This is a genomic window from Citrobacter sp. CtB7.12, from assembly GCF_001297795.1.
GTDB classification, from domain to species: domain Bacteria; phylum Pseudomonadota; class Gammaproteobacteria; order Enterobacterales; family Enterobacteriaceae; genus Citrobacter_A; species Citrobacter_A amalonaticus.
The window spans coordinates 77,257-103,718 of the sequence record NZ_LIFT01000006.1; the positions used below are offsets into that span (position 1 = coordinate 77,257).

Consider the following 26,462-nt stretch of genomic DNA (forward strand, 5'->3'; position numbering starts at 1 on the left):
TGATCTCTATGTCCGAAACAAAAAACGAATTAGAAACCCTGCTGGAGCAGGCGGCGACTGAACCCGCACACCGTCCGGCATTTTTCCGCACCCTGTTGGAATCCACTGTCTGGGTACCTGGTACTGCGGCAGACGGCGAAGCGATTGTCGAAGACAGCGCGCTCGATCTTCAGCATTGGGAAAAAGAAGATGGCACCACCGTTATCCCTTTTTTCACCTCGCTGGCAGCGTTGCAGCAGGCCGTCGAAGATGAGCAGGCGTTTGTGGTGATGCCAGTACGGACGCTGTTTGAAATGACGCTCGGCGAAACGCTGTTCCTCAACGCCAAATTGCCGACGGGTAAAGAGTTTATGCCTCGCGAAATCAGCCTGCTGATGGGGGAAGAGGGCAATCCACTGAGCACGCAGGAAGTGCTGGAAGGTGGGGAATCGCTGATTCTCTCCGAAGTGGCCGAACCACCAGCACAGATGATCGATTCGCTCACGACGCTGTTTAAGACCATCAAGCCGGTGAAGCGTGCGTTTCTCTGCTCAATTAAAGAGCGCGCGGACGCTGAGGCAAATCTGCTGATTGGTATTGAGGCCGATGGCGATATTGAGGAGATTATTCAGGCTGCGGGCAGTGTGGCAACTGATACGCTACCGGGCGATGAACCGATCGATATCTGTCAGGTGAAAAAAGGGGAGAAAGGGATCAGCCACTTTATCACCGAACACATCGCGCCGTTCTACGAACGCCGCTGGGGCGGGTTCCTGCGTGATTTCAAACAGAACCGAATTATTTAAGTGAAGGAAAGCCGCCCCGAAAGGCGGCATCCTCGTTTACCTGCCCTGGTCGCTGGTCTTTACGAGAACAGAATTACTGGGGTAACTCTGGTCTGCGTGAAGGCACAACACACCAGAAACAAGAAGCACGATACAGACGTACCGTATCTTCATTGTGCGGTCCATGCAAAGACCGCTTCACGACAGCACCACTGGCGATAATGCCGTGACAGCAAGCACTACGACATGCCTGCGCTAACGGCCAAGGGACATCCTTTTCTGAAGCCAGTGCCCGCTTGCGAGGCGGCGAAAAGGGCCGGGAAGAATGATACATCAACTTCCTAATAGTTTCCTGGCTAACTAACTTGACATTATCTTCCTTAAAAGAGAGTATTACCCCACTACGGCATGCCTGCATTGCTATGGCAACACAGCCAGCTGGAAAGGCCGCGAACCGGACCAGCACAAAAAAACCGCTCAAATGTTTGAGCGGTTTTTTTGTGGGCGAAGCTGACTAAGAAATCAGAATTTATTCAGCGTCAGCCGGTTCTACCGGTAAATCGGTACGCGATCCCCATTCACTCCACGCGCCGTCGTACAACGTGACGTCTGGCACGTCCAGCGTCGCAAGCGCCAGCACGACGACGGCTGCCGTCACGCCAGAACCACAACTGGCGATAATCGGACGATCAAAACTGACGCCGTGGCGAAAGAAGATGGCATCCAGTTCGTCGGTTGTTTTCAATTCGCCTTCCTGAACCAGTTCTGTCCACGGCACGTTTAAGGCGCCGGGTATATGACCGCGTCTGAGACCTGGACGCGGCTCGTCGACTTCAGCATTAAAACGTGCTGCCGGGCGGGCATCGACAATCTGTGCGCTTTTCTCATGGCTGGCGAGCAGGACGTCGGTGACGCGCACGACGGCTTCAGAGGTAAACGCTGCATCAAACTCACCTTCCGGGAGTTCGACGTTACCTTCCTGTAGCGGCAACTCATCACGTTGCCAGCCCGCCAGACCACCACCCAGAATGGACACGTTCTCCACGCCAAAGGTGCGCAGCATCCACCACGCGCGCGGGGCGGAGAACAGACTACCCTCGTCATACACGATCAGATGTTTATCCTGATGTACCCCCAGTTCACGCATCGCCACGGCGAAGCTTTCCGGGCGTGGCATCATATGCGGCAGAGGTGAAGTGTGGTCGGAGAGCGCTTCGATATCGAAAAACACCGCACCCGGGATATGTCCCGAGCGATACTCTTGCGCAACGTCGCGGTCTTCCTGTCCTGGCGGCGCCATGCGGGCGTCGATAATTTGAATCTGCGGATCGTCAATATGCTCGGCAAGCCAGTCGGCGGCGACAAAAAAGGCGGTAGTCATGGGGATCTCCATGTTTATCAGGTGTCCGGTAAATTGTCAGGCCTTTGCCGACAGGGGACAAGTAAAAGAGGCTGATTTGTCCGGTGATCCCACATTTCTTAATTAAATTCAGACAAGATGGGAGGGGAAAGAGACTTACACAAAGTGAAATCTCACGCATAATAACGATTCTACGTTGCTAACGGGCCATACTGGCCAGGGATGAAAAATGAAACACATACGCGTAGTCGCCTGCATGCTCATGCTGGCGCTGGCTGGGTGCGACAACAACGATAAAGCTCCGATAGCGGCAAAAAACGACGCTCCCGCCGCACAACCCGCGGCGGAAAAGAAAGCAGAAAAAGATACCGCGCAGTTGCAGAAACTGGCCCGAGAAAGCGAGGGCAAAGCGCTGACTCTGCTGGATGTCTCAGAGGTGCAGCTGGACGGCGCATCGACGCTGGTGTTGACCTTTTCCATCCCGTTAGATCCTGAACAGGATTTTGCCCGTCTCGTCCACGTGGTGGATAAAAAAAGCGGCAAAGTCGATGGCGCATGGGAACTGTCGCCGAATCTGAAAGAGCTGCGTTTACGCCACCTGGAACCGAATCGTGACCTGCTGGTGACCATTGAGCGCGATCTCAGGGCGCTGAACAACGCGACCTTCGAAATCAACTATGAGAAAAGCCTCACCACGCGTGATATTCAACCCAGCGTGGGTTTTGCCAGCCGTGGTTCACTGCTGCCGGGGAAAGTGGTGGAAGGGCTGCCCGTGATGGCGCTCAACGTGAACAACGTAGACGTTAACTTTTTCCGCGTGAAACCTGAATCGCTGGCGGCCTTTGTCAGTCAGTGGGAGTACCGGAATTCAATGTCCAACTGGGAGTCCGACAATCTGCTGAAAATGGCGGATTTGGTCTATACCGGTCGCTTTGATCTCAATCCTGCGCGTAACACCCGCGAAAAACTTCTTCTGCCGCTGAGCGAGATTAAGCCGTTGCAGCAGGCGGGTGTCTACGTCGCGGTGATGACCAAAGCCGGGCAGTACGAGTACAGCAACGCCGCAACGTTGTTCACGCTCAGCGACGTCGGCGTATCGACACATCGCTATCAGAACCGGATCGATGTGTTTACGCAAAGTCTGGAGAATGGTGCCGCGCAGCAGGGGGTAGATGTCGCTTTGCTGGATGAAAAAGGACAGACCCTGGCGAAAGCGACCAGCGATGCGAAAGGCCATGTACAGCTTGAAAATCACCAGAATGCCGCGCTGTTGCTGGCGCGTAAAGAGGGGCAAACCACGCTGCTGGATCTGAAACTCCCGGCGCTGGATTTAGCAGAATTCGACATCGCGGGGGATCCCGGCTACAGCAAACAGTTCTTTATGTTTGGCCCGCGCGATCTCTACCGTCCTGGCGAGACGGTGATCCTCAACGGTCTGCTGCGTGACAGCGACGGCAAGACGCTGCCCGATCAGCCAGTGAAGCTGGAGGTCGTTAAACCGGACGGCCAGGTGATTCGTACTGTCGTCAGTCAACCGGATAACGGGTTGTATCACTTTACTTATCCGCTGGACAGCGGTGCGCCAACCGGAATGTGGCACATTCGCGCCAACACGGGCGATAACCAAAGCCAGATGTGGGATTTCCACGTTGAAGATTTCATGCCGGAGCGAATGGCGTTGAATCTCACCAGTCAGGAAACGCCTTTGTCGCCGTCTGATAAGGTGACGTTCTCGGTGGCGGGCTACTACCTCTACGGCGCCCCGGCGAATGGCAATGCGCTGCAAGGGCAGCTGTACCTGCGCCCACTGCGTGATGCCGTGCCGTCACTGCCCGGCTTCCAGTTTGGCAATATTGCCGAGGAGAACCTGTCGCGCAGTCTCGATGAAGTCCAACTGACGCTGGATGAAACCGGGCGTGGTGACATCAGCACCAATAGCGAGTGGCGTGAGACCCACTCACCGTTGCAGGTGATATTGCAGGCCAGCCTGCTGGAGTCCGGTGGTCGTCCAGTTACGCGTCGCGCTGAGCAGGCGATCTGGCCGGCTGACACATTACCGGGTATCCGCCCGCAATTTGCCGTTAAAGCGGTGTATGACTACCGCACCGATACTACGGTGAATCAGCCGATTGTTGATGAAGACAGCAACGCCGCTTTTGACATTGTCTATGTCGATGCCCAGGGAGAGAAGAAAGCGGTCTCCGGGTTACAGGTGCGTTTGATTCGTGAGCGTCGCGACTACTACTGGGACTGGCTGGAAAGCGAAGGCTGGCAGTCGCGCTTTGATCAAAAAGATCTGGTGGAAGGTGAGCAGACGCTGGATCTGAAAGCCGATGAAACCGGCAAAGTGACATTCCCGGTCGAATGGGGTGCCTACCGACTGGAAGTGAAAGCGCCAAACGATGCGATCAGTAGCGTCCGTTTCTGGGCAGGTTACAGTTGGCAGGATAACAGTGATGGCAGCGGGGCGGCTCGGCCGGATCGCGTGACATTGAAGCTGGACAAACCGGCCTATCGTCCGGGCGACACCATGAAGCTGCATATTGCAGCACCGGCGGCGGGGAAAGGCTATGCGATGGTAGAATCCAGTGAAGGTCCGCTGTGGTGGCAGGAAATTGATGTCCCGGCGCAGGGGCTGGATCTCTCCATTCCGGTCGATAAATCGTGGAATCGCCACGATCTCTACCTGAGCACGCTGGTGGTGCGTCCGGGAGATAAATCTCGTTCTGCAACGCCGAAACGTGCCGTAGGCTTGCTGCATTTACCGCTGGGAGACGAAAACCGACGTCTGGAGCTGGCGCTGGAAAGCCCGGCTAAAATGCGTCCGAACCAGCCGTTGACCGTGAAGATCAAGGCCAGCAGTAAAAACGGCGAGACGCCAAAACAGGTTAACGTCCTGGTGTCGGCAGTGGATAGCGGCGTGTTGAACATTACCGATTACGTTACGCCGGATCCGTGGCAGGCCTTCTTTGGACAAAAACGCTACGGCGCGGATATTTATGACATTTATGGTCAGGTGATTGAGGGCCAGGGGCGTCTGGCCGCACTGCGCTTTGGCGGTGATGGCGATGAACTGAAGCGCGGTGGTAAACCGCCGGTCAACCATGTAAATATCGTGGCGCAGCAGGCGCAACCGGTCACGCTCAATGAGCAGGGTGAAGGTAGTGTGACGCTACCGATTGGCGATTTTAACGGCGAACTGCGCGTGATGGCGCAGGCGTGGACGGCGGATGACTTTGGCAGCAATGAAAGCAAAACTATTGTCGCCGCCCCGGTCATTGCTGAGCTGAATATGCCGCGCTTTATGGCCGGTGGCGATACCTCGCGACTGGTGCTGGACGTGACCAACCTTACCGATCGACCACAGTCACTGAACGTGACGCTGGCCGCCAGCGGACTGATCGAACTGGTCAGCGACCAGCCTGCGCAGGTCAATCTGGAGCCGGGCGTGCGCACGACCTTGTTTGTTCCTGTTCGTGCAAAAGAAGGATTTGGTGATGGTGAGCTGCAGGCGACGTTAAGTGGATTGAACGTGCCGGGAGAAGACATCGGACCGCAGCAAAAGCAGTGGAAGATTGGCGTACGTCCGGCATTCCCGGCGCAAACGGTCAATAACGGCGTGATGCTGCAACCGGGGGAAAGCTGGACCCTTCCTGAAGAAGGGGTGATGAACTTCTCGCCGGTGACGGTACAGGGCCAACTGTTGTTCAGTGGTAAACCGCCGTTAAATCTGGCGCGCTATATTCGCGAACTGAAGGCGTATCCATACGGCTGTCTGGAACAAACCACCAGTGGCCTGTTCCCGTCGCTTTATACCAATGCCGCGCAGCTAAAAGCGCTGGGCATCGCGGGTGATACCGACGAGAAGCGTCGTGCGGCAATCGAAACCGGGATTGCCCGCCTGTTACAAATGCAGCGTGATAACGGTGGTTTCGCGCTGTGGGACAAAAATGGTCCGGAAGAGTACTGGCTGACCGCCTATGCGATGGATTTCCTGGTTCGGGCGGGTGAGCAGGGCTATAGCGTTCCAGCGGCGGGGATCAATCAGGGCAATGCGCGCCTGCTGCGATACCTGCAGGATCCGGGAATGATGTCGATTCGCTACTCCAGCGATACGCAGGCAAGCAAATTTGCCGTGCAGGCTTATGCCGCGCTGGTCCTGGCGCGGCAGCAAAAAGCCCCACTTGGCGCGCTGCGCGAGATCTGGGAACGGCGCAGTCAGGCGGCATCCGGCTTACCGCTGCTGCAATTAGGTATAGCGTTGAAAACGATGGGGGACGCGAAACGGAGTGACGATGCGGTTGCGCTGGCGCTCTCCACCCCGCGTCACGATGAACGTCAGTGGCTGGCTGATTACGGTAGTCCGCTTCGCGATAACGCCCTGATGCTGGCGCTGCTGGAAGAAAATAACCTTAAGCCGGACGTCCAGAACTCGCTGCTGAACACGCTCTCTGAACAAGCGTTTAGTCAGCGCTGGCTGTCAACGCAGGAGAATAATGCGCTGTTCCTGGCAGCCCGTTCGCTGCAGGATCTACCCGGTACCTGGCAGGCGAAGACTTCTCTTGCGGAGCAACCGCTGACGGGCGATAAAGCACAAACCCGTAATCTGGATGCCGATCAACTTGCGGCGTTGCAGGTGACGAATAACGGTGCTCAACCGATGTGGTTGCGCCTGGACGTGAGCGGCTATCCACAATCGGCTCCGGCACCTGCCAGCAATGTGCTGCAGATTGAGCGTCATATTCTGGGCAGTGACGGGCAGAGCAAATCGCTGGATTCCCTGCGTAGTGGTGAACTTGTTCTGGTCTGGCTGGAAGTGAAAGCCAGTCAGGATGTACCGGATGCGTTGGTGGTGGATCTGCTGCCAGCCGGGCTGGAACTGGAAAACCAGAATCTGGCAAACGGTAGCGCCAGCTTGCAGGACAGCGGCAGCGAGGTGCAAAACCTGCTCAATCAAATGCAGCAGGCAGATATTCAGCACGTTGAGTTTCGGGATGACCGCTTTGTTGCCGCCGTGGCAGTGAATAGTGGACAGCCGGTGACGCTGGTCTATCTGGCGCGAGCGGTGACGCCGGGAACCTATCAGGTGCCGATGCCCATGGTAGAATCGATGTATGTTCCACAATGGCGGGCGACCGGTGTAGCCGGGGACATTCTGATTGTTAAGCCGTAAATGGGGCGATTAACCGGCAAACGCGGCGGTTGGCTTTGGCTGACCGCCGCGTCTGTTTTACTCGTTTGCGCCGTCTGGGTGGCAGATAAAATCTGGCCGCTGCCTTTACGTGAGGTCAATCCGGCGCGGGTGGTCGTGGCCCATGACGGAACGCCACTGTGGCGGTTTGCTGACGCGGATGGCATCTGGCGCTATCCGGTAACGCCTGAAGAGGTCTCTCCGCGTTATCTTGAGGCGCTCATTAATTACGAAGACCGCTGGTTCTGGAAACATCCGGGGGTAAACCCTCTCTCCATTCTTCGTGCCGCCTGGCAGGATCTCTCCTCCGGACGGGTGATTTCTGGCGGCAGTACGCTGACCATGCAGGTAGCGCGATTACTCGATCCACATCCCCGCACTTTTGGCGGTAAGTTTCGCCAGCTCTGGCGCGCTCTGCAGCTCGAATGGCATCTCTCAAAACGCGACATCCTGACGCTGTACCTCAATCGTGCGCCGTTTGGCGGCACGTTGCAGGGAATTGGCGCGGCCAGTTGGGCCTATCTCGGAAAACCTCCGTCACAGCTCAATTACTCTGAAGCCGCGTTACTGGCGGTATTACCACAGGCGCCGAGTCGACTGCGCCCTGATCGCTGGCCGGATCGGGCAGAAGCTGCGCGCAACAAAGTGCTTGAGCGGATGGCAATGCAGGGGATTTGGTCGCCGCACCAGGTGGAGGAATCACGTGAAGAGCCGGTCTGGCTGACGCCTCGCCAGATGCCGCAACTGGCACCGCTGTTCTCGCGGATGATGTTGGGTAAAAATCAAGGCGACAAAATTGTCACCACCCTGGATGCCGGGCTGCAACGACAGCTGGAAGAACTGGCACAAAACTGGAAGGGCAGGCTGCCAGCGCGAAGTTCGCTGGCGATGATCGTCGTCGATCACACTGACATGAGCGTGCGTGGCTGGGTCGGTTCGGTCGATCTGAATGATGCCACGCGTTTCGGTCATGTGGATATGGTCAAGGCGATTCGATCGCCCGGTTCCGTGCTTAAGCCTTTTGTCTATGGGCTGGCGCTGGATGATGGATTAATCCACCCGGCGTCTTTATTGCAGGATGTACCGCGCCGTAGTGGGGATTATCGTCCTGGTAATTTTGACAGCGGTTTTCATGGCCCTGTCAGTATGAGCGAAGCGCTGGTGCGCTCGCTGAATTTACCTGCGGTACAGGTGCTTGAGGCCTACGGTCCGAAGCGTTTTGCCGCACAATTACGTAATAGTGGACTGCCGCTGTACTTGCCTGCGGGCGCGGCTCCTAATTTGTCGCTTATTTTGGGGGGCGCAGGCTCGCGGCTTGAGGATATGGTCGCGGGGTACAGCGCTTTTGCTCGCCACGGCAAAGCGGGAAAACTGCGTTTGCAGCCGGGCGATCCCCTTGTCGAACGCAGACTGATGTCGCCCGGCGCGGCGTGGATCATCCGGCGTATTTTGGCCGATGAAGCGCAGCCGCTGCCGGATAGCGCGCTTCCCCGGGTGGCCCCGCTGGCGTGGAAAACGGGCACCAGCTATGGTTATCGCGATGCGTGGGCGATTGGCCTCAATGCTCGCTATGTCATCGGTATCTGGACGGGCAGACCGGACGGTACGCCCGTTGCCGGACAGTTCGGTTATGCCAGTGCAATCCCGCTGCTCAATCAGGTAAACAACCTGCTCTTAGCCCGTGGCGCCTCGCTGCCGGAAGATCCGCGCCCGCAGTCGGTCACCCGTGGCGTTGTGTGCTGGCCTGGCGGGCAATCTCTTCCTCCTGGTGACAGCAATTGTCGGCGTCGTCTGGCCACCTGGATGCTGGAAGACGTGCAGCCGCCCACGCTGTTGCTGCCGGAGCAGGAAGGGGTGAGCGGTATTCGTTTCCCGATCTGGCTGGATAAGGCAGGCCGACGCGTTGCCGCTGATTGTCCGCAGGCGCAAGAACAAATGCTGATTGTCTGGCCGTTGCCGCTTGAACCGTGGTTGCCCGCCGCTGAGCGTCGCCGTGCGCGCTTGCCGTTATCCTCAACGGTGTGTCCGCCGCACGGGCAGGATCCCGCATTACCACTGTTGCTGTCTGGCGTGCGTGATGGCGCAATCGTCAGACGTTTACCGGGGGCTACAGAGGCGAGCGTAACGCTTCAGAGCAGCGGCGGCACAGGAGAGCGCTGGTGGTTCCTTAATGGCGAACCGCTACAAGAACGTGGGCGCGGTGTCACGTTACGTCTGCGCGAAAAAGGTGACTATCAGCTACTGGCGATGGATGAGAGCGGGCAGGTTGCGACGGTGAGGTTTACGTTGCAGTAGACCAGGTTGACACTTTTTGTTGCTAATGCTCATCTTATTTTAAAAAAATGTTACCTTCATCCATATGCAATAGCCGGGATGCTCTTTATAATCCGCGCCAGGTAAAACACAACAGAACATCTTTCAGAGGTAATCATGGCTATTGAACGTACTTTTTCCATCATCAAGCCAAACGCGGTGGCAAAAAACGTTATTGGTAATATCTTTGCGCGCTTTGAAGCCGCAGGGTTCAAAATCGTCGGTACCAAAATGCTGCACCTGACCGTTGAACAGGCGCGCGGTTTCTATGCTGAGCATGATGGCAAACCGTTCTTTGACGGTCTGGTCGAGTTCATGACCTCTGGTCCTATCGTGGTGTCCGTGCTGGAAGGCGAAAACGCGGTACAGCGTCACCGCGATCTGCTGGGTGCAACCAACCCGGCTAACGCCCTGGCGGGTACGCTGCGTGCCGACTACGCCGACAGCTTCACTGAAAACGGGACTCACGGTTCGGATTCAGTGGAATCCGCCCAGCGCGAAATCGCCTATTTCTTCGGTGAAGGCGAAGTGTGCGCTCGCACTCGCTGATCCCTTCGGGAATAATTTTCGGTAAATGCCGCGTGCAAACGTGGCATCCTTGCGCCAGACTTTGTACAATGCAACGCCCCGGATGAGCACAGCTTACCGGGGCGTTTCTTTTCAACCTCCCATGGGCCATAACGTGTAACAACGAGGCCGGAAAAAATTATGTCTGAATTAGTTAACACTTCCGAAATCATCACCCCTGCGGTTCCTGCGAAAAATGGCAAAATCAACCTGCTGGATCTGAACCGTCAGCAGATGCGCGAATTCTTTAAAGAGATGGGTGAGAAGCCGTTTCGCGCTGACCAGGTGATGAAATGGATGTACCACTATTGCAGCGACAACTTTGATGAGATGACTGACATCAACAAAGTGCTGCGCAACAAGCTCAAAGAGGTGGCGGAAATCCGCGCACCGGAAGTGGTTGAAGAACAGCGCTCCTCCGATGGCACCATCAAATGGGCAATTGCCGTGGGTGATCAGCGCGTCGAAACGGTGTATATCCCGGAAGATGATCGCGCCACGCTGTGCGTCTCTTCGCAGGTGGGTTGTGCGCTGGAATGTAAATTCTGTTCAACCGCACAGCAGGGTTTTAACCGTAACCTGCGCGTTTCTGAAATTATAGGTCAGGTCTGGCGTGCGGCGAAAATTGTCGGCGCGGCGAAAATCACCGGTCAGCGTCCAATCACCAACGTGGTGATGATGGGGATGGGGGAACCGCTGCTCAACCTGACTAACGTTGTGCCAGCCATGGAAATCATGCTTGATGATTTCGGCTTCGGTCTGTCCAAGCGTCGCGTCACGCTGTCGACTTCCGGCGTCGTGCCTGCGCTCGACAAATTAGGTGACATGATTGACGTCGCGCTGGCGATTTCGCTGCACGCGCCGAATGACGACATTCGTGACGAAATTGTACCAATCAACAAAAAGTACAATATCGAAACCTTCCTGGGCGCGGTTCGCCGCTATCTGGAGAAATCCAATGCCAACCAGGGACGCGTCACTATTGAATACGTCATGCTGGATCACGTTAACGATGGCACAGAGCATGCGCATCAACTGGCAGAGTTGCTGAAAGACACGCCTTGTAAAATTAACCTGATCCCATGGAACCCGTTCCCGGGGGCACCTTATGGACGTAGTTCTAATAGCCGTATTGACCGTTTCTCTAAGGTGCTGATGAGCTACGGCTTTACCACCATTGTGCGTAAAACGCGCGGTGATGATATTGACGCTGCCTGCGGACAACTGGCGGGGGATGTGATTGACCGGACTAAACGTACTCTACGTAAGCGTATGCAGGGTGAGGCTATCGACGTTAAAACCGTCTGATGCACATTGCGCTACAGCCGGATTTTTGTGCTGTGGCGCAATGTAATTTGCATGAGGGCCAGGGTTGTACTTGTCCGGTCAATAATAACGGTGCGTTTTTGTCGACTTTAAGGCAGTATGTACGGCGCGACAATAGTTTAGCCCTCAGGCTTAAGCTGTTTTTGTTAAGAGTCAGCAGAGAGGTTTATACTGTTTGACTCAGGTTGACTGAACCGATTTTCGCGGTGTGGGTGGGCATTGTGACTCACCGGCGCCTGAACCCTAATTTTCACCAGCAGCTGTAGCGAATGAATACTGAAGCCACTCACGACCAACATGAAGCACAATCCACCGGCGTTCGCCTACGTAATGCCCGTGAACAACTCGGACTCAGCCAGCAGGCTGTCGCTGAGCGACTTTGCCTGAAGGTATCCACCGTACGCGACATTGAAGACGATAAGGCGCCTGCCGACCTGGCTTCAACGTTCCTGCGCGGATACATTCGCTCTTATGCACGCCTGGTCCATATTCCTGAAGAAGAACTGTTACCGGCTCTGGAGAAACAGGCTCCGGTTCGTGCGGCGAAAGTGGCACCGATGCAGAGCTTCTCATTAGGCAAGCGTCGTAGAAAGCGTGATGGCTGGTTGATGACGTTTACCTGGCTGGTGCTGTTTGTGGTGGTCGGCCTGACGGGCGCATGGTGGTGGCAAAACCACAAAGCGCAACAGGAAGAGATCTCCACGATGGCCGATCAATCCTCTGCTGAGCTGAACGCCAACAGCGAAAACACACAAAGCGTGCCGCTGGACACCAGCGCGACGGCAACTCAGGACAACACACCAGCGGCAACCGGTCCGGCGGAGATGGTGCAAACGCCTGCGCCGACGACGGCACCTGCGGTTGACCCGCAGCAGAACGCCGTAGTCGCGCCTTCTCAGGCCAACGTTGATACCGCTACAACCTCTCCTGCGACACCGGCAACGCCGGATGGCGCGGCACCGTTGCCGACCAATCAGGCGGGTGTGGAAGCCGCTGCGGATCCAAACGCGCTGGTGATGAACTTTACCGCCGATTGCTGGCTGGAAGTCAGCGATGCGACAGGTAAAAAGTTGTTCAGCGGAATGCAGCGTAAAGATGGTAATTTAAACCTGACCGGTCAGGCACCTTACAAGCTTAAAATTGGCGCGCCGGCTGCGGTGCAGATCCAGTATCAAGGAAAACCTGTCGATCTGAGCCGTTTTATCAGAACTAACCAGGTTGCGCGTCTGACCCTAAATGCCGAACAATCACCGGCGCAGTAATAGACGGGTAACGCGGGAGATTTTTCATGCATAACCAGGCTCCAATTCAACGTAGAAAATCAACGCGAATTTACGTTGGGAATGTGCCGATTGGCGATGGGGCTCCCATCGCCGTCCAGTCGATGACCAACACGCGGACCACGGACGTGGAAGCGACGGTTAATCAGATCAAAGCGCTGGAACGCGTTGGCGCTGACATTGTTCGAGTCTCCGTACCCACGATGGATGCCGCAGAAGCCTTCAAATTGATCAAGCAACAGGTTTCTGTTCCGCTGGTCGCCGACATTCACTTCGACTACCGTATTGCGCTCAAAGTGGCGGAATACGGCGTTGACTGCCTGCGTATTAATCCAGGCAACATCGGCAATGAAGAGCGTATCCGCATGGTGGTGGATTGCGCGCGCGACAAGAATATCCCGATTCGTATCGGTGTTAACGCCGGATCGCTGGAAAAAGATCTACAGGAAAAGTACGGCGAACCCACGCCGCAGGCTTTGCTGGAATCGGCAATGCGCCATGTGGATCATCTCGATCGTCTGAACTTTGATCAGTTCAAGGTCAGCGTAAAAGCGTCTGATGTTTTCCTCGCCGTTGAATCCTATCGCCTGCTGGCGAAGCAAATCGATCAACCACTGCATTTAGGGATCACCGAAGCCGGTGGTGCGCGCAGTGGTGCGGTGAAATCGGCAATCGGTCTTGGCCTGCTGCTGTCCGAAGGGATTGGCGATACGCTGCGCGTTTCGCTGGCTGCCGATCCGGTGGAAGAGATTAAGGTTGGCTTCGATATCCTGAAGTCTCTGCGCATTCGTGCTCGCGGGATAAACTTTATCGCCTGTCCGACCTGCTCGCGTCAGGAGTTTGACGTGATCGGCACGGTCAACGCCCTGGAGCAGCGTCTGGAAGACATCATTACGCCGATGGACGTTTCCATCATTGGCTGTGTCGTTAACGGACCGGGTGAAGCACTGGTTTCGACGCTGGGCGTGACGGGCGGTAACAAAAAAAGCGGCCTCTATGAAGACGGCGTGCGAAAAGATCGTCTGGATAACAGCGATATGATTGACCAGCTTGAAGCCCGTATCCGCGCCAAAGCGACGATGCTCGACGAAGCGCAGCGGATTAACGTGCAGCAGGTTGAAAAATAATAACGTGATGGGAAGCGGCGTGCTTCCCGTGTATGATTGAACCCGCATGGCTCCCGTATCGCTCGGGGAAGCGCTGAGGGTTCATTTTTATATTCAGAAAGAGAATAAACGTGGCAAAAAACATTCAAGCCATTCGCGGCATGAACGATTATCTGCCTGGCGAGACCGCCATCTGGCAGCGCATTGAAGGCACACTCAAAAACGTGCTCGGCAGCTACGGTTACAGTGAAATCCGCTTGCCGATTGTAGAGCAGACCCCGTTATTCAAACGCGCGATCGGCGAAGTGACCGACGTGGTTGAAAAAGAGATGTACACCTTTGAGGACCGCAATGGCGATAGCCTGACGCTGCGTCCGGAAGGCACGGCGGGCTGTGTACGCGCCGGCATCGAGCATGGTCTCCTGTACAATCAGGAACAGCGCCTGTGGTACATCGGGCCGATGTTCCGCCACGAGCGTCCGCAGAAAGGGCGCTATCGTCAGTTTCATCAGTTGGGTGTCGAAGCCTTTGGTCTGCAAGGGCCGGATATTGATGCCGAACTGATTATGCTTACCGCGCGCTGGTGGCGTGCGCTGGGTATCGCTGAACATGTCAATCTTGAGCTGAACTCCATCGGATCGCTGGACGCGCGTGCAAACTACCGCGATGCGCTGGTGGCATTCCTGGAGCAGCATGTTGAGAAACTGGACGAAGACTGCAAACGTCGCATGTACTCCAACCCGCTGCGCGTGCTGGATTCAAAAAATCCGGACGTACAGGCGCTGCTCAACGATGCTCCTCAGCTTGGCGACTATCTGGATGACGATTCCCGCGAACACTTTGCTGGCCTGTGCAAACTGCTGGAAGCCGCAGGGATTGCCTACACTGTCAACCAGCGTCTGGTTCGTGGCCTCGACTACTACAACCGCACCGTGTTTGAGTGGGTCACCAGCAGCCTGGGCTCACAGGGCACCGTCTGTGCGGGCGGTCGTTATGACGGACTGGTTGAGCAACTCGGCGGTCGCGCGACGCCGGGAGTGGGCTTTGCAATGGGCCTGGAACGCCTTGTTTTACTGGTTCAGGCAGTTAATCCGGAATTTAAAGCCGATTCTGTTGTCGATATATACCTGGTCGCTTCAGGTGCGGATACGCAGTCTGCGGCAATGACACTGGCTGAGCGCGTGCGTGATGAAATCCCGGGCGTGAAGCTAATGACAAACCACGGCGGCGGCAACTTTAAGAAACAGTTTGCCCGAGCTGATAAATGGGGTGCCCGCGTTGCACTGGTGCTTGGCGAGTCCGAAGTGGCTGCCGGTACTGTTGTAGTGAAGGATTTGCGCTCCGGTGAGCAAACTGAAGTTGCACAGGATAGCGTTGCAACGCATTTGCGCACGTTAATGGCTTAAGGAGAAGGACTGCGTGGAAATTTACGAGAACGAAAACGATCAGGTTGAGGCGATTAAACGCTTCTTTGCCGAGAACGGCAAAGCCCTGGCTGTTGGGGTTATTTTAGGTGTTGGTGCGCTGGTAGGCTGGCGCTACTGGAACAATCATCAGATTGAGTCCGCACGCTCTGCTTCTCTGTCATATCAAACCGTGGTGAGTTCGCTCAGCGCGGGTAAAGCGGAAGACCTGTCAGCCGCAGAGAAATTTGCTGCCGACAATAAGAACACCTACGGCGCGTTAGCGTCGATGGAACTGGCGCAGCAGTTTGTCGATCAGAATCAACTTGAGAAGGCCGCAGCCCAGCTTCAGCAGGGACTGGCCGCCACGAGTGATGAGAATCTTAACGCAGTGATCACGCTGCGTCTTGCTCGCGTTCAGATTCAACTCAAGCAGGCGGATACGGCGCTGAAAACCCTGGAGAGTGTGAAGGGTGAAGGATGGGCGGCGATTGTTGCCGATCTGCGCGGCGAAGCGCTGCTGAGCAAAGGTGATAAACAAGGTGCGCGTAGTGCGTGGGAAGCGGGCGTGAAAAGTAACGCCTCCCCGGCACTGAGCGAAATGATGCAGATGAAAATCAATAATTTGTCCATCTGAGAGGGACCCGATGCAATTGCGTAAATTACTTCTGCCAGGGCTGCTTTCCGTTACCCTGTTGAGCGGCTGTTCACTGTTTAGTGGCGAAGAAGACGTTGTTAAAATGTCCCCATTACCGGTGGTTGAAAATCAGTTTACCCCGTCTACGGCCTGGAGCACGTCTGTAGGTAATGGTATCGGCGATTTCTATTCCAACCTCCACCCGGCGTATGCCGATAACGTGGTCTACGCAGCCGATCGCGCTGGCGTGGTGAAAGCGTTAAATGCTGATGACGGCAAAGAAGTCTGGTCGGTGAACCTGGGTGAGAAAGATGGCTGGTTCTCGCGTTCGTCAGCCCAGTTGTCTGGCGGCGTAACGGTTGCAGGCGGTCACGTCTATATCGGCAGCGAAAAAGCGCAGGTTTATGCGCTGAACGCAGCGGACGGTACGGTTACGTGGCAAACCAAAGTGGCTGGCGAAGCGCTTTCCCGTCCGGTAGTCAGTGACGGCATGGTGCTGATTCATACCAGCAACGGTCAGTTGCAGGCACTGAACGAAGCCGATGGCGCCATTAAGTGGACCGTGAACCTGGATATGCCTTCGCTGTCACTGCGTGGCGAATCTGCGCCGGCAACCGCCTTTGGTGCGGCCATTGTCGGTGGCGATAACGGCCGTGTGAGCGCCGTACTGATGCAGCAAGGCCAGATGATTTGGCAGCAGCGTATTTCTCAGGCGACCGGTTCTACTGAGATTGACCGTCTGAGCGATGTGGACACCACCCCGGTAATCGTCAATGGCGTCGTTTACGCCCTGGCTTATAATGGTAACCTGACCGCGCTGGATCTGCGCAGTGGCCAGATCATGTGGAAACGTGAACTGGGCTCGGTGAATGACTTTATCGTCGACGGCAACCGTATCTATCTGGTGGATCAGAATGACCGCGTACTGGCGTTGACGACCGATGGCGGCGTTACGCTGTGGACGCAAAGCGATCTGCTGCACCGTCTGCTGACTTCCCCGGCGTTGTATAATGGCAACCTGGTGGTGGGTGACAGCGAAGGGTATCTGCACTGGCTTAACGTCGAAGATGGCCGTTTTGTGGCTCAGCAGAAAGTAGACAGCTCCGGCTTCCTGACTGAACCGGTCTCAGCCGATGGCAAGCTGCTGATCCAGGCCAAAGACGGTACCGTGTATTCCATTACACGTTAATCGTCCTGGTCGTACGCTTTAAAAAACGGCTCCTGGTGCAGGGGCCGTTTTCCTGTTTTTAACAACAGCGCAAAAATCGCGTCTGTTGTCTGATGATTTTTAAAATGAGGCTTTAAACATGGTACCTGTGGTCGCGCTTGTCGGGCGCCCTAACGTCGGAAAATCCACGTTATTTAACCGTCTAACTCGCACCCGAGATGCGCTGGTGGCGGATTTCCCGGGTCTGACTCGTGACCGTAAGTACGGTCGTGCGGAGATTGAAGGCCGTGAGTTTATCTGCATTGATACCGGCGGGATTGATGGCACCGAAGATGGCGTAGAAACCCGTATGGCGGAACAGTCGCTACTGGCAATTGAAGAGGCGGATGTGGTGCTGTTCATGGTGGATGCGCGCGCTGGCCTGATGCCTGCCGATGAAGCGATCGCCCAGCATTTACGCTCTCGTGAAAAACCGACGTTCCTGGTCGCCAACAAAACGGACGGACTCGATCCGGATCAGGCTATCGTTGATTTCTACTCGCTGGGCCTGGGTGAAATCCATCCGATCGCCGCGTCTCATGGCCGTGGCGTGCTCAGTCTGCTGGAACACGTTCTGCTGCCGTGGATGGACGATGCCGCGCCGCAGGAAGAGGTGGACGAAGACGCCGAATACTGGGCACAGTTTGAAGCTGACGAGAACGGTGAAGAAGAGCCTGAAGATGACTTCAATCCGCAGGATCTGCCGATTAAGCTGGCTATTGTCGGTCGTCCGAACGTCGGTAAGTCCACACTGACTAACCGTATCCTGGGTGAAGACCGCGTGGTCGTTTATGATATGCCGGGCACCACGCGTGACAGTATTTATATCCCGATGGAACGTGATGAGCGCGAATACGTGCTGATCGATACCGCCGGGGTACGTAAACGCGGGAAAATCACCGATGCGGTAGAAAAATTCTCCGTTATCAAGACGTTGCAGGCGATAGAGGACGCTAACGTGGTGTTGCTGGTGATTGATGCCCGCGAAGGTATCTCTGACCAGGATTTGTCGCTGCTGGGCTTTATCCTCAATAGTGGGCGCTCACTTGTTATCGTAGTGAACAAGTGGGATGGCCTGACTCAGGAAGTGAAAGAGCAAGTGAAAGAGACGCTGGACTTCCGTCTGGGCTTTATCGATTTCGCGCGTGTGCATTTTATCTCTGCGTTGCATGGCAGCGGTGTCGGCAACCTGTTTGAATCCGTCCGCGAAGCCTATGACAGCTCCACCCGTCGCGTTAGCACGGCGATGCTGACCCGAATCATGACGATGGCGGTTGAAGATCATCAGCCACCGCTGGTCCGTGGTCGTCGCGTGAAACTGAAATATGCTCATGCGGGGGGCTATAACCCGCCGATTGTGGTGATTCACGGTAACCAAGTCAAAGACCTGCCGGATTCCTATAAGCGCTACCTGATGAACTACTTCCGTAAATCGCTGGAAGTGATGGGGACGCCGATCCGTATTCAGTTTAAAGAGGGCGAGAACCCGTATGCCAACAAGCGCAATACGCTGACCCCGACTCAGATGCGCAAGCGTAAACGTCTGATTAAGCACATCAAAAAAAGCAAATAATTCATTACGCCCTCTCCCGGCGGGGAGGGCGCCATCAACAGGAATATGAGGAGAAAGTGTGGAACTCATTTGTCCCGTTTGTCAGCATCCGCTCGATCGTCATGACGATAACGCACATTGTGAAACCTGTCAGACAGACTTTAGCGTAGAAGCGCGTTGCCCGGACTGTCATCAGCCGCTCCAGGTTTTAAAAGCCTGCGGCGCAGTCGATTATTTCTGTCACAACGGTCACGGACTGATTTCGAAAAAACGCGTTGAGTTTGTGCTGTCGCAGGATTAATCGCAGATACAGGCTTCGCCCTTTTGCCAAAGATCGACCAGTGAGGCTGGCGCATCGTTTTCCGGTACCAGTACGATGATGTCGGTAACGCCTGCCTGATTATGCTGTGTCCAGATGATCTGTATGCGAAAGTAGCGCTGGTCGCCGCGACCCGGCGATCCCGTCTGTCCCGGAGGCATACCGACGGTCAGGCTCTGCCGGAGAATGTCGGCCACGCGCTGACGCTGAACAGTCGATAAGGTCGACAGCGCAATTTTGCGCTGCCGTGCCAGTTTGGGCATAAACGCGACGCCACCTTCCCGGGCCAGTTCTACCACGGCGTCATCAGTTAATTCTGGGATCTCCATTCACATCACTCCTGTGGCTTTCCAGGCCGCTTCTATCGCCTTCGCCGTTTCCGCGCCGCTGCGCTTGTCGCCGTGATAAACGGTTAAGCGGGCAAAATCAATGAAGTCTGCATCCTGTGCCAGTTGTCGATCGCAGACCGTATCATACCAGGCATAACCTGCTTTTTCCCATGCGTAGCCGCCGAGCGCGGTGGCTGCCAGATAAAACGCCCGGTTCGGGATGCCAGAGTTAAGATGAACACCGCCATTGTCTTCGCGTGTCTTAATAAAGTCCCGCATATGCGCAGGTTGTGGGTCTTTCCCAAGCAACGGGTCGTCATAGGCTGTGCCCGGTGCTGACATGGAGCGCAATCCCTTGCCATTAATGCTGTCCGCCAGCAATCCTTGCCCGATAAGCCAGTCAGCCTGATCGGCGGTTTGTTTGAGATGATACTGTTTAACCAACGCACCAAATACATCGGAAACCGATTCGTTGAGCGCCCCGGCCTGTTCAAAGTAAATCAACCCTGCTTCTGATTCGGTGATCCCGTGTGCCAGCTCATGAGCCACGACATCAATGGCAATCGTAAATCGATTAAATATCTCACCATCGCCGTCGCCAAAGACCATCTGCTGACCGTTCCAGAACGCATTCTGGTATTCATGCCCGTAATGCACGGTCCCGGTGAGAATTAAGCCTTTGTTATCCAGCGAGTCGCGGCGCCAGTTTTTCCAGAAAAAGTCATGCGTGACACCGAGGTAATCATAGGCTTCGTCCACTGCAACATCCCCGTTTGAGGGATGGCCTTCATAGCGCACCTGCGTGCCGGGTAATTCCTGCCTGTTTTTCGCATCGTAGATATCACGTTCAAGTTGACCGGGTTGATTCACATGCGGCGCCGCTGGTTTTCCGGGCATGTGCGCCATCAGGGTTTGTACGTGAGTCAGCGTCTGGCGTGCGCACTGTTGCTGCATCGCCGAACCGCTTTCAATAATGCGTCGCAGGATATAGGGCGGGATCACACTGTAAGCATGGGACATAAGGCTCTCCTGAGTCTGGCAATGCCGAAAAAGTAAGCATGTTAAGTGTAAATCATAGAAGCAAACCTGCAGGAAAGTCGGACAAATCAGCGCTGCTGAAAGTGGCGCAACTGACTATCAGGGTTTACGTTTTTAACGACGCATAAGGTGAGGGGAACAATGAATAAACATGTCGCGCTGGGGATGACGGGTTTCTCACTGATTGCTGTGACTTACGGAATGGCGCGATTTTCATGGGGAATCATGCTGCCTGATATCCGTCAGGCGATTCCCTTCACGCCAGAAGTTGCCGGGATAATTGCGGCCTGCAGCTATGTTGCCTACTGTTTATCCGTTTTTTTGGCCTCCTTTCTGACGGATCGCTTTGGTCCACGACTCCCGGCCGTTCTGGCGGGGATCACCGCAGCAATTGGATTAGTTATCCTGGCGTTGGCGTATTCCCCCCTTATTCTGGCGACTGGTCTTTTTATCGCCGGGCTCAGCTCCGGGCTAGCCTCACCGTCCCTTGCCGCAGCGGTGAGTAAGCGAATCTCAGCGGAACGGCAAACCCAGGTAAATACCCTTATCAACGCTGGAACGAGTGGGGGGATCATCCTGTCGGTTCTGGTGTTACGGGTTATGTCGGGCAACTGGCGCATGGCATGCATCGTCTTTGCAGTCATGGCGCTATTTTGCCTGTTTGCAGTACTGCGTACGTTGCCAAGGGAACGTGCGGAACAACTCCGATCGCCGCCGCGCTGGCGCGTTGTCCTTGCGAAATCGGGGATGTTTCGCCTGCTGGTGATAGCCTTTGTTAGCGGTGTCGCCAGCGCGGCATGGTGGAGTTTTGGCCCCGAATTGCTGCAGCGCCATACCGGGCTGGACAGTGCCATCACCCATATGCTGTGGCTGGTCAGCGGTGGTGCAGGAATTGCCGCTGTATTTACCGGAAGTGCGGCAAAGCGTATCGGTATGCGCGGGGTTTACTGTTGCTCGCTGGTGTTTATGGCGGTTTCGCTAGTGTCCCTGGCGCTAAGCCACGGTTTCGCCTGGTGGTTGTTTCCGGTCGCGGCGCTAAACGGGGCGGGATATGTCATTTTATCCGGTGTGCTGTTGGTGCGGGGCGCCGCGCTGGCGGAGCCTTCACCGGCGGCGGGCGTCAGTCTGGCTTTCCTGATGCTGGCCGTTGGGCAAATTGTTGGCTCAGTGGCATTTGGTCAGCTTTATGGCGCGATTGGCGCGGCGGGGGCACTGGTTGTTTTTTCTGGGCTGTCGGGGGCATTGCTGTTCATTTCACCTGAAGACGAACGCTAGCCTGATGTCAGGCTTTTTTTCGCGCGCGTTTTTTCACCGGCGTTATGCTTTTGACTTCACTTTCTACCCAGCCGTCTTCCAGCCGGGTCGTCATCACATCACCGGCTTTCACTTGTGTCACTTTTTTCAGCACTTTGCCGTCGGTGGCCGTAGAGACGCTGTAACCACGCGCCAGGGTCGAGAGTGGGCTGACCGCTTCCAGGTGGGTAACTGCGTTGCCAAAGCGTTCCCGCGTGGCGCTCAGACGGGAACGCACATTCTCCGCCAGACGATATTCCAGTTGCTGAATGCGGGTTTGCGCACGATGAATGCGTGGCTGCGGATTTTGCTGGTTCAGGCGTTGCAGCAGACGGGATTGCCGCTGGCTGGTGCGCTTCAACTGGCCGTCGATGGCCACGTTCATACGCTGATTCAACCTCTCCAGTGCCGTCTGCTGACGAGCGAGACGCAACTGCGGATGTTGCTGTTGCAGGCGATGATAAATCTGAGTGAATCGACGACTGCGGTTCGCCAGAAAGTAATCCATCGCCATGCCGAGACGCTGCTGTGCAGACAGGATCTGACGCAGCAACTCCTGCTGATTGCGGCTGACCATTTCAGCGGCGGCCGAAGGCGTCGGCGCACGCAGGTCGGCAATAAAATCGGCAATGGTGACGTCCGTTTCATGGCCGACGGCGCTGACTACCGGAATCGCGCTGGCAAAAATAGCCCGTGCGACACGCTCGTCGTTAAAACTCCATAAATCTTCCAGCGAACCGCCGCCGCGACCGACGATCAGGACATCACACTCCTGGCGCGCATTCGCCAGTTCGATTGCACGGACAATCTGCCCCGGTGCGTCGTCACCCTGGACGGCGGTCGGATAGATGATAACCGGTAAAGAGGGATCGCGACGTTTCAGAACATGGAGAATATCGTGCAGTGCGGCCCCGGTTTTCGAGGTAATCACCCCCACGCAGTGGGCGGGAGAGGGAAGTGACTGCTTATGCTGCTGATCAAAAAGCCCTTCAGCCTGCAGTTTAGCTTTTAACTGTTCATACTTTTGCTGGAGCAGACCTTCACCGGCAGGCTGCATGCTTTCGACGATAATCTGATAGTCGCCGCGCGGCTCGTACAGGGTGATATTGGCGCGAACCAAAACCTGCTGGCCGTGCTGGGGGCGAAAGGTCACCCGACGATTGCTGTTGCGGAACATGGCACAGCGAACCTGTGCCGTGTCATCTTTTAGCGTGAAGTACCAGTGCCCCGATGACGGCTGTGAGAAATTGGAAATCTCGCCGCTGATCCAGACCTGTCCCATTTCCTGTTCTAACAGCAGACGAACCGTCTGATTAAGGCGGCTAACAGTAAAAATTGCGGAGGTCTGAGAGGATAACATGTGAGCGGGATCAAATTCTAAATCAGCAGGTTATTCAATCGATAGTAACCCGCCTGAGCAGGAGCGCAAGCATTATTTGCAAAAAAGTGTGGATGCAACCGATTACGCTCTGTATAATGCCACGGCAATATTTATCCACCCCCAGGTTAGAGATATTGCCCATGCTACGTATTGCTAAAGAAGCTTTGACGTTTGACGACGTCCTCCTCGTTCCCGCTCATTCCACCGTTCTGCCGAATACTGCTGACCTCAGCACGCAGTTGACGAAAACGATTCGTCTGAACATTCCTATGCTCTCCGCAGCGATGGATACCGTGACTGAAGCGCGCCTCGCGATTGCACTGGCACAGGAAGGTGGCATTGGTTTTATCCACAAAAACATGTCGATTGAGCGTCAGGCAGAAGAAGTCCGCCGCGTGAAAAAACATGAATCTGGCGTAGTAACTGACCCGCAAACCGTTCTGCCGACGACTACCCTGCGTGAAGTGAAAGAACTGACTGAACGCAATGGCTTTGCAGGTTATCCTGTCGTGACCGAAGACAATGAGCTGGTTGGGATCATCACCGGTCGTGACGTGCGTTTTGTCACCGATTTGAGCCAACCGGTCAGCGTTTACATGACGCCGAAAGAGCGTCTGGTCACCGTTCGCGAAGGCGAAGCGCGTGACGTCGTGCTGGCAAAAATGCACGAGAAACGCGTTGAGAAAGCGCTGGTTGTTGATGACAGTTTCCATCTGCTCGGCATGATCACCGTAAAAGATTTCCAGAAAGCTGAACGTAAGCCGAACTCCTGTAAAGATGAGCATGGCCGTCTGCGCGTTGGCGCTGCGGTTGGCGCAGGCGCTGGCAACGAAGAGCGTGTTGATGCGCTGGTCGCGGCAGGTGTTGACGTGCTGCTGATTGATTCTTCTCACGGCCATTCTGAAGGTGTTTTACAGCGCATTCGTGAAACCCGTGCGAAATACCCGGATCTGCAAATCATTGGCGGTAACGTGGCGACCGGCGCGGGGGCTCGTGCCCTGGCGGAAGCGGGCGTGAGCGCGGTGAAAGTGGGTATTGGCCCTGGTTCCATCTGTACCACTCGTATCGTGACTGGCGTGGGTGTTCCGCAGATCACCGCAGTGTCTGATGCTGTTGAAGCGCTGGAAGGGATGGGGATTCCCGTTATCGCTGACGGCGGTATCCGTTTCTCTGGCGATATCGCCAAAGCTATCGCGGCTGGCGCAAGCGCGGTGATGGTGGGTTCCATGCTGGCGGGCACGGAAGAATCCCCGGGTGAAATCGAACTTTACCAGGGCCGTTCCTACAAATCCTACCGCGGTATGGGCTCTCTGGGCGCAATGTCCAAAGGTTCTTCTGACCGTTACTTCCAGAGCGATAACGCCGCAGACAAACTGGTGCCGGAAGGTATCGAAGGCCGCGTTGCCTATAAAGGCCGCCTGAAAGAGATTATTCACCAGCAGATGGGCGGCCTGCGCTCCTGTATGGGGCTGACCGGCTGTGGTACTATCGACGAATTGCGTACTAAAGCGGAATTCGTACGTATCAGTGGTGCGGGTATTCAGGAAAGCCACGTTCACGACGTGACCATCACCAAAGAGTCCCCGAACTACCGTATGGGCTCCTGATAAGTTTCCGCGCCCGGTTTTAACCGGGCGTTTTGTTATTGTTTCACTTGCCTCGGAATTAGCGTCAATGACAGACAATATTCACAAGCATCGCATTCTCATCCTTGATTTCGGATCGCAGTACACACAGCTGGTTGCACGTCGCGTACGTGAACTGGGTGTTTACTGTGAACTGTGGGCGTGGGATGTAACTGAAGCACAGATTCGCGAGTTTAATCCTAGCGGTATCATTCTTTCCGGTGGCCCGGAAAGCACCACGGAAGACAACAGCCCACGTGCACCGCAATACGTTTTCGAAGCCGGCGTTCCGGTCTTCGGCGTGTGCTACGGCATGCAGACGATGGCGATGCAGTTGGGCGGTCATGTTGAAGGGTCGACTGAGCGTGAATTCGGCTACGCGCAGGTTGAAGTTGTAACCGACAGCGCGCTGGTTCGCGGTATCGAAGACTCCCTGACCGCTGACGGCAAACCGCTGTTGGATGTGTGGATGAGCCACGGCGATAAAGTGACGGCAATTCCGTCCGACTTCGTCACCGTTGCCAGCACCGAAAGCTGCCCGTTTGCCATTATGGCGAACGAAGAAAAACGCTTCTACGGCGTTCAGTTCCACCCGGAAGTGACCCATACCCGTCAGGGGATGCGTATGCTGGAGCGTTTTGTCCGCGATATCTGCCAGTGTGAAGCGTTGTGGACGCCGGCAAAAATCATCGACGACGCCGTTGAGCGTATCCGCCAGCAGGTTGGCGATGACAAAGTGATCCTCGGCCTTTCCGGTGGCGTGGACTCTTCCGTCACGGCGATGCTGCTGCACCGTGCGATCGGTAAAAACCTGACCTGTGTCTTCGTCGATAATGGTCTGCTGCGTCTGAATGAAGCCGGGCAGGTGATGGATATGTTCGGTGATCACTTTGGTCTGAACATTGTTCATGTTCCGGCTGAAGATCGTTTCCTGACCGCGCTGAAAGGCGAGAACGATCCGGAAGCGAAACGTAAGATCATTGGCCGCGTTTTTGTTGAAGTCTTCGACGAAGAAGCGCTGAAGCTGGAAGATGTGAAATGGCTGGCGCAGGGCACCATCTATCCTGACGTTATCGAATCTGCCGCTTCTGCGACCGGTAAAGCGCATGTCATCAAATCTCACCATAACGTAGGTGGTCTGCCTAAAGAGATGAAGATGGGTCTGGTTGAGCCGCTGAAAGAGCTGTTCAAAGACGAAGTGCGTAAAATTGGTCTGGAACTGGGCCTGCCGTACGATATGCTCTACCGTCACCCGTTCCCGGGACCAGGTCTGGGCGTGCGCGTGCTGGGTGAAGTGAAGAAAGAATATTGCGACCTGCTGCGTCGTGCGGACGCTATCTTCATTGAAGAACTGCACAAAGCCGACCTGTACAACAAAGTGAGTCAGGCGTTCACCGTGTTCCTGCCGGTTCGCTCTGTTGGCGTGATGGGCGATGGCCGTAAATACGACTGGGTGGTTTCTCTGCGTGCGGTTGAAACCATCGACTTCATGACCGCGCATTGGGCACACCTGCCGTATGACTTCCTGGGCCGTGTGTCTAACCGCATCATCAACGAAGTGAACGGCATTTCCCGCGTCGTGTATGACATCAGCGGTAAGCCGCCAGCCACGATCGAGTGGGAATAAGCCGATAACCCTTCCTGAGTTTTCATGAACTGGTAAAACTGCAATCAACCCTCTGTTTTTACAGAGGGTTTTTATTTATGTACATTCATGAATTTTCTATGTGGCGCACAGTTCCTGACGGTAAATTTGACGTAATCGTCGAAA

General features: G+C 55.4%; 20 protein-coding genes. 15 read left to right on the forward strand and 5 right to left on the reverse strand.

The features are described from left to right. The first annotated feature begins 8 nt into the window (after positions 1-8). On the forward strand, positions 9-785 hold the full coding sequence (gene sseB / locus AOY24_RS09630) for an enhanced serine sensitivity protein SseB (RefSeq protein ID WP_054176541.1): 777 nt from the start codon (positions 9-11) through the stop codon (positions 783-785). Between the two features lie 36 nt (positions 786-821). Here the strand turns inward: sseB and timP are convergent, their stop codons facing one another. After that, positions 822-950 (reverse strand): small toxic inner membrane protein TimP, encoded by a 129-nt coding sequence (gene timP / locus AOY24_RS25640; RefSeq protein ID WP_350368564.1) that lies wholly within the window; start codon positions 948-950, stop codon positions 822-824. Positions 951-1,293: 343 nt separating this feature from the next. Then, positions 1,294-2,145 carry a 3-mercaptopyruvate sulfurtransferase gene (gene sseA / locus AOY24_RS09635; RefSeq protein WP_054176542.1) on the reverse strand — a complete coding sequence of 284 codons (852 nt, stop codon included), beginning with the start codon at positions 2,143-2,145 and terminating at the stop codon, positions 1,294-1,296. Positions 2,146-2,353: 208 nt separating this feature from the next. Here sseA and AOY24_RS09640 point away from each other — a divergent pair, with 208 nt between their 5' ends. From AOY24_RS09640 to AOY24_RS09690, 11 genes are all read left to right on the forward strand, one after another. After that, complete coding sequence (locus tag AOY24_RS09640) at positions 2,354-7,297, forward strand: alpha-2-macroglobulin (protein WP_054176543.1); 4,944 nt, start codon at positions 2,354-2,356, stop codon at positions 7,295-7,297. Next, positions 7,298-9,610 carry a peptidoglycan glycosyltransferase PbpC gene (pbpC, locus tag AOY24_RS09645; RefSeq protein ID WP_054176544.1) on the forward strand — a complete coding sequence of 771 codons (2,313 nt, stop codon included), beginning with the start codon at positions 7,298-7,300 and terminating at the stop codon, positions 9,608-9,610. A 135-nt stretch (positions 9,611-9,745) separates the two neighbouring features. Further along, positions 9,746-10,177, forward strand: coding sequence for a nucleoside-diphosphate kinase (ndk, locus tag AOY24_RS09650; protein ID WP_042999829.1), 432 nt, complete (start codon positions 9,746-9,748; stop codon positions 10,175-10,177). 159 nt (positions 10,178-10,336) lie between these two features. Continuing rightward, positions 10,337-11,503: a bifunctional tRNA (adenosine(37)-C2)-methyltransferase TrmG/ribosomal RNA large subunit methyltransferase RlmN gene (locus AOY24_RS09655; RefSeq protein WP_042999830.1), complete on the forward strand. Its 1,167-nt coding sequence runs from the start codon at positions 10,337-10,339 to the stop codon at positions 11,501-11,503. Positions 11,504-11,790: 287 nt separating this feature from the next. Next, a complete protein-coding gene (gene rodZ / locus AOY24_RS09660; RefSeq protein WP_044264892.1) occupies positions 11,791-12,783 on the forward strand; it encodes a cytoskeleton protein RodZ in 993 nt (330 codons plus the stop codon). Positions 12,784-12,809: 26 nt separating this feature from the next. Further along, a complete protein-coding gene (gene ispG, locus AOY24_RS09665; protein ID WP_042999832.1) occupies positions 12,810-13,928 on the forward strand; it encodes a flavodoxin-dependent (E)-4-hydroxy-3-methylbut-2-enyl-diphosphate synthase in 1,119 nt (372 codons plus the stop codon). A gap of 110 nt (positions 13,929-14,038) precedes the next feature. Next, on the forward strand, positions 14,039-15,313 hold the full coding sequence (hisS, locus tag AOY24_RS09670) for a histidine--tRNA ligase (RefSeq protein ID WP_042999833.1): 1,275 nt from the start codon (positions 14,039-14,041) through the stop codon (positions 15,311-15,313). Between the two features lie 13 nt (positions 15,314-15,326). After that, positions 15,327-15,947: a YfgM family protein gene (locus AOY24_RS09675; RefSeq protein ID WP_042999834.1), complete on the forward strand. Its 621-nt coding sequence runs from the start codon at positions 15,327-15,329 to the stop codon at positions 15,945-15,947. A gap of 10 nt (positions 15,948-15,957) precedes the next feature. Continuing rightward, positions 15,958-17,136, forward strand: coding sequence for an outer membrane protein assembly factor BamB (gene bamB / locus AOY24_RS09680; RefSeq protein WP_044264887.1), 1,179 nt, complete (start codon positions 15,958-15,960; stop codon positions 17,134-17,136). A gap of 118 nt (positions 17,137-17,254) precedes the next feature. Continuing rightward, positions 17,255-18,727 (forward strand): ribosome biogenesis GTPase Der, encoded by a 1,473-nt coding sequence (der, locus tag AOY24_RS09685; RefSeq protein WP_042999836.1) that lies wholly within the window; start codon positions 17,255-17,257, stop codon positions 18,725-18,727. A gap of 58 nt (positions 18,728-18,785) precedes the next feature. Further along, positions 18,786-19,007, forward strand: coding sequence for a zinc ribbon domain-containing protein (locus AOY24_RS09690; protein WP_054176545.1), 222 nt, complete (start codon positions 18,786-18,788; stop codon positions 19,005-19,007). Here the strand turns inward: AOY24_RS09690 and AOY24_RS09695 are convergent. Continuing rightward, positions 19,004-19,354 carry a protealysin inhibitor emfourin gene (locus AOY24_RS09695; protein ID WP_042999838.1) on the reverse strand — a complete coding sequence of 117 codons (351 nt, stop codon included), beginning with the start codon at positions 19,352-19,354 and terminating at the stop codon, positions 19,004-19,006. The two genes, AOY24_RS09690 and AOY24_RS09695, sit on opposite strands and share 4 nt — an antisense overlap. Beyond that, positions 19,355-20,374: a M4 family metallopeptidase gene (locus AOY24_RS09700; RefSeq protein ID WP_044253068.1), complete on the reverse strand. Its 1,020-nt coding sequence runs from the start codon at positions 20,372-20,374 to the stop codon at positions 19,355-19,357. A 159-nt stretch (positions 20,375-20,533) separates the two neighbouring features. On the opposite strand from AOY24_RS09700, the gene AOY24_RS09705 reads away from it, so the two are divergent. Next, entirely contained in the window at positions 20,534-21,667 is a 1,134-nt protein-coding gene (locus tag AOY24_RS09705) for an MFS transporter (RefSeq protein ID WP_054176546.1), read from the forward strand. Between the two features lie 7 nt (positions 21,668-21,674). Here AOY24_RS09705 and xseA read toward each other — a convergent pair whose 3' ends face one another. After that, the gene (gene xseA, locus AOY24_RS09710; RefSeq protein WP_044328040.1) at positions 21,675-23,045 is read right to left on the reverse strand and encodes an exodeoxyribonuclease VII large subunit; all 1,371 of its coding nucleotides are present in this window, start codon (positions 23,043-23,045) and stop codon (positions 21,675-21,677) included. Between the two features lie 161 nt (positions 23,046-23,206). On the opposite strand from xseA, the gene guaB reads away from it, so the two are divergent. Both guaB and guaA read left to right on the forward strand, forming a co-directional pair. Further along, positions 23,207-24,673, forward strand: coding sequence for an IMP dehydrogenase (gene guaB, locus AOY24_RS09715; RefSeq protein ID WP_042999842.1), 1,467 nt, complete (start codon positions 23,207-23,209; stop codon positions 24,671-24,673). A gap of 67 nt (positions 24,674-24,740) precedes the next feature. Then, positions 24,741-26,318 (forward strand): glutamine-hydrolyzing GMP synthase, encoded by a 1,578-nt coding sequence (gene guaA / locus AOY24_RS09720; protein WP_044264876.1) that lies wholly within the window; start codon positions 24,741-24,743, stop codon positions 26,316-26,318. Positions 26,319-26,462 lie beyond the last annotated feature (144 nt).

Bases quoted from the DNA above. Each gene is read 5' to 3' on its own strand.
- sseB (WP_054176541.1), top strand. From the start codon at position 9: ATGTCCGAAACAAAAAACGAATTAGAAACCCTGCTGGAGCAGGCGGCG.
- timP (WP_350368564.1), bottom strand. From the start codon at position 950: ATGGACCGCACAATGAAGATACGGTACGTCTGTATCGTGCTTCTTGTT.
- sseA (WP_054176542.1), bottom strand. From the start codon at position 2,145: ATGACTACCGCCTTTTTTGTCGCCGCCGACTGGCTTGCCGAGCATATT.
- AOY24_RS09640 (WP_054176543.1), top strand. From the start codon at position 2,354: ATGAAACACATACGCGTAGTCGCCTGCATGCTCATGCTGGCGCTGGCT.
- pbpC (WP_054176544.1), top strand. From the start codon at position 7,298: ATGGGGCGATTAACCGGCAAACGCGGCGGTTGGCTTTGGCTGACCGCC.
- ndk (WP_042999829.1), top strand. From the start codon at position 9,746: ATGGCTATTGAACGTACTTTTTCCATCATCAAGCCAAACGCGGTGGCA.
- AOY24_RS09655 (WP_042999830.1), top strand. From the start codon at position 10,337: ATGTCTGAATTAGTTAACACTTCCGAAATCATCACCCCTGCGGTTCCT.
- rodZ (WP_044264892.1), top strand. From the start codon at position 11,791: ATGAATACTGAAGCCACTCACGACCAACATGAAGCACAATCCACCGGC.
- ispG (WP_042999832.1), top strand. From the start codon at position 12,810: ATGCATAACCAGGCTCCAATTCAACGTAGAAAATCAACGCGAATTTAC.
- bamB (WP_044264887.1), top strand. From the start codon at position 15,958: ATGCAATTGCGTAAATTACTTCTGCCAGGGCTGCTTTCCGTTACCCTG.
- der (WP_042999836.1), top strand. From the start codon at position 17,255: ATGGTACCTGTGGTCGCGCTTGTCGGGCGCCCTAACGTCGGAAAATCC.
- AOY24_RS09695 (WP_042999838.1), bottom strand. From the start codon at position 19,354: ATGGAGATCCCAGAATTAACTGATGACGCCGTGGTAGAACTGGCCCGG.
- AOY24_RS09700 (WP_044253068.1), bottom strand. From the start codon at position 20,374: ATGTCCCATGCTTACAGTGTGATCCCGCCCTATATCCTGCGACGCATT.
- AOY24_RS09705 (WP_054176546.1), top strand. From the start codon at position 20,534: ATGAATAAACATGTCGCGCTGGGGATGACGGGTTTCTCACTGATTGCT.
- xseA (WP_044328040.1), bottom strand. From the start codon at position 23,045: ATGTTATCCTCTCAGACCTCCGCAATTTTTACTGTTAGCCGCCTTAAT.
- guaB (WP_042999842.1), top strand. From the start codon at position 23,207: ATGCTACGTATTGCTAAAGAAGCTTTGACGTTTGACGACGTCCTCCTC.
- guaA (WP_044264876.1), top strand. From the start codon at position 24,741: ATGACAGACAATATTCACAAGCATCGCATTCTCATCCTTGATTTCGGA.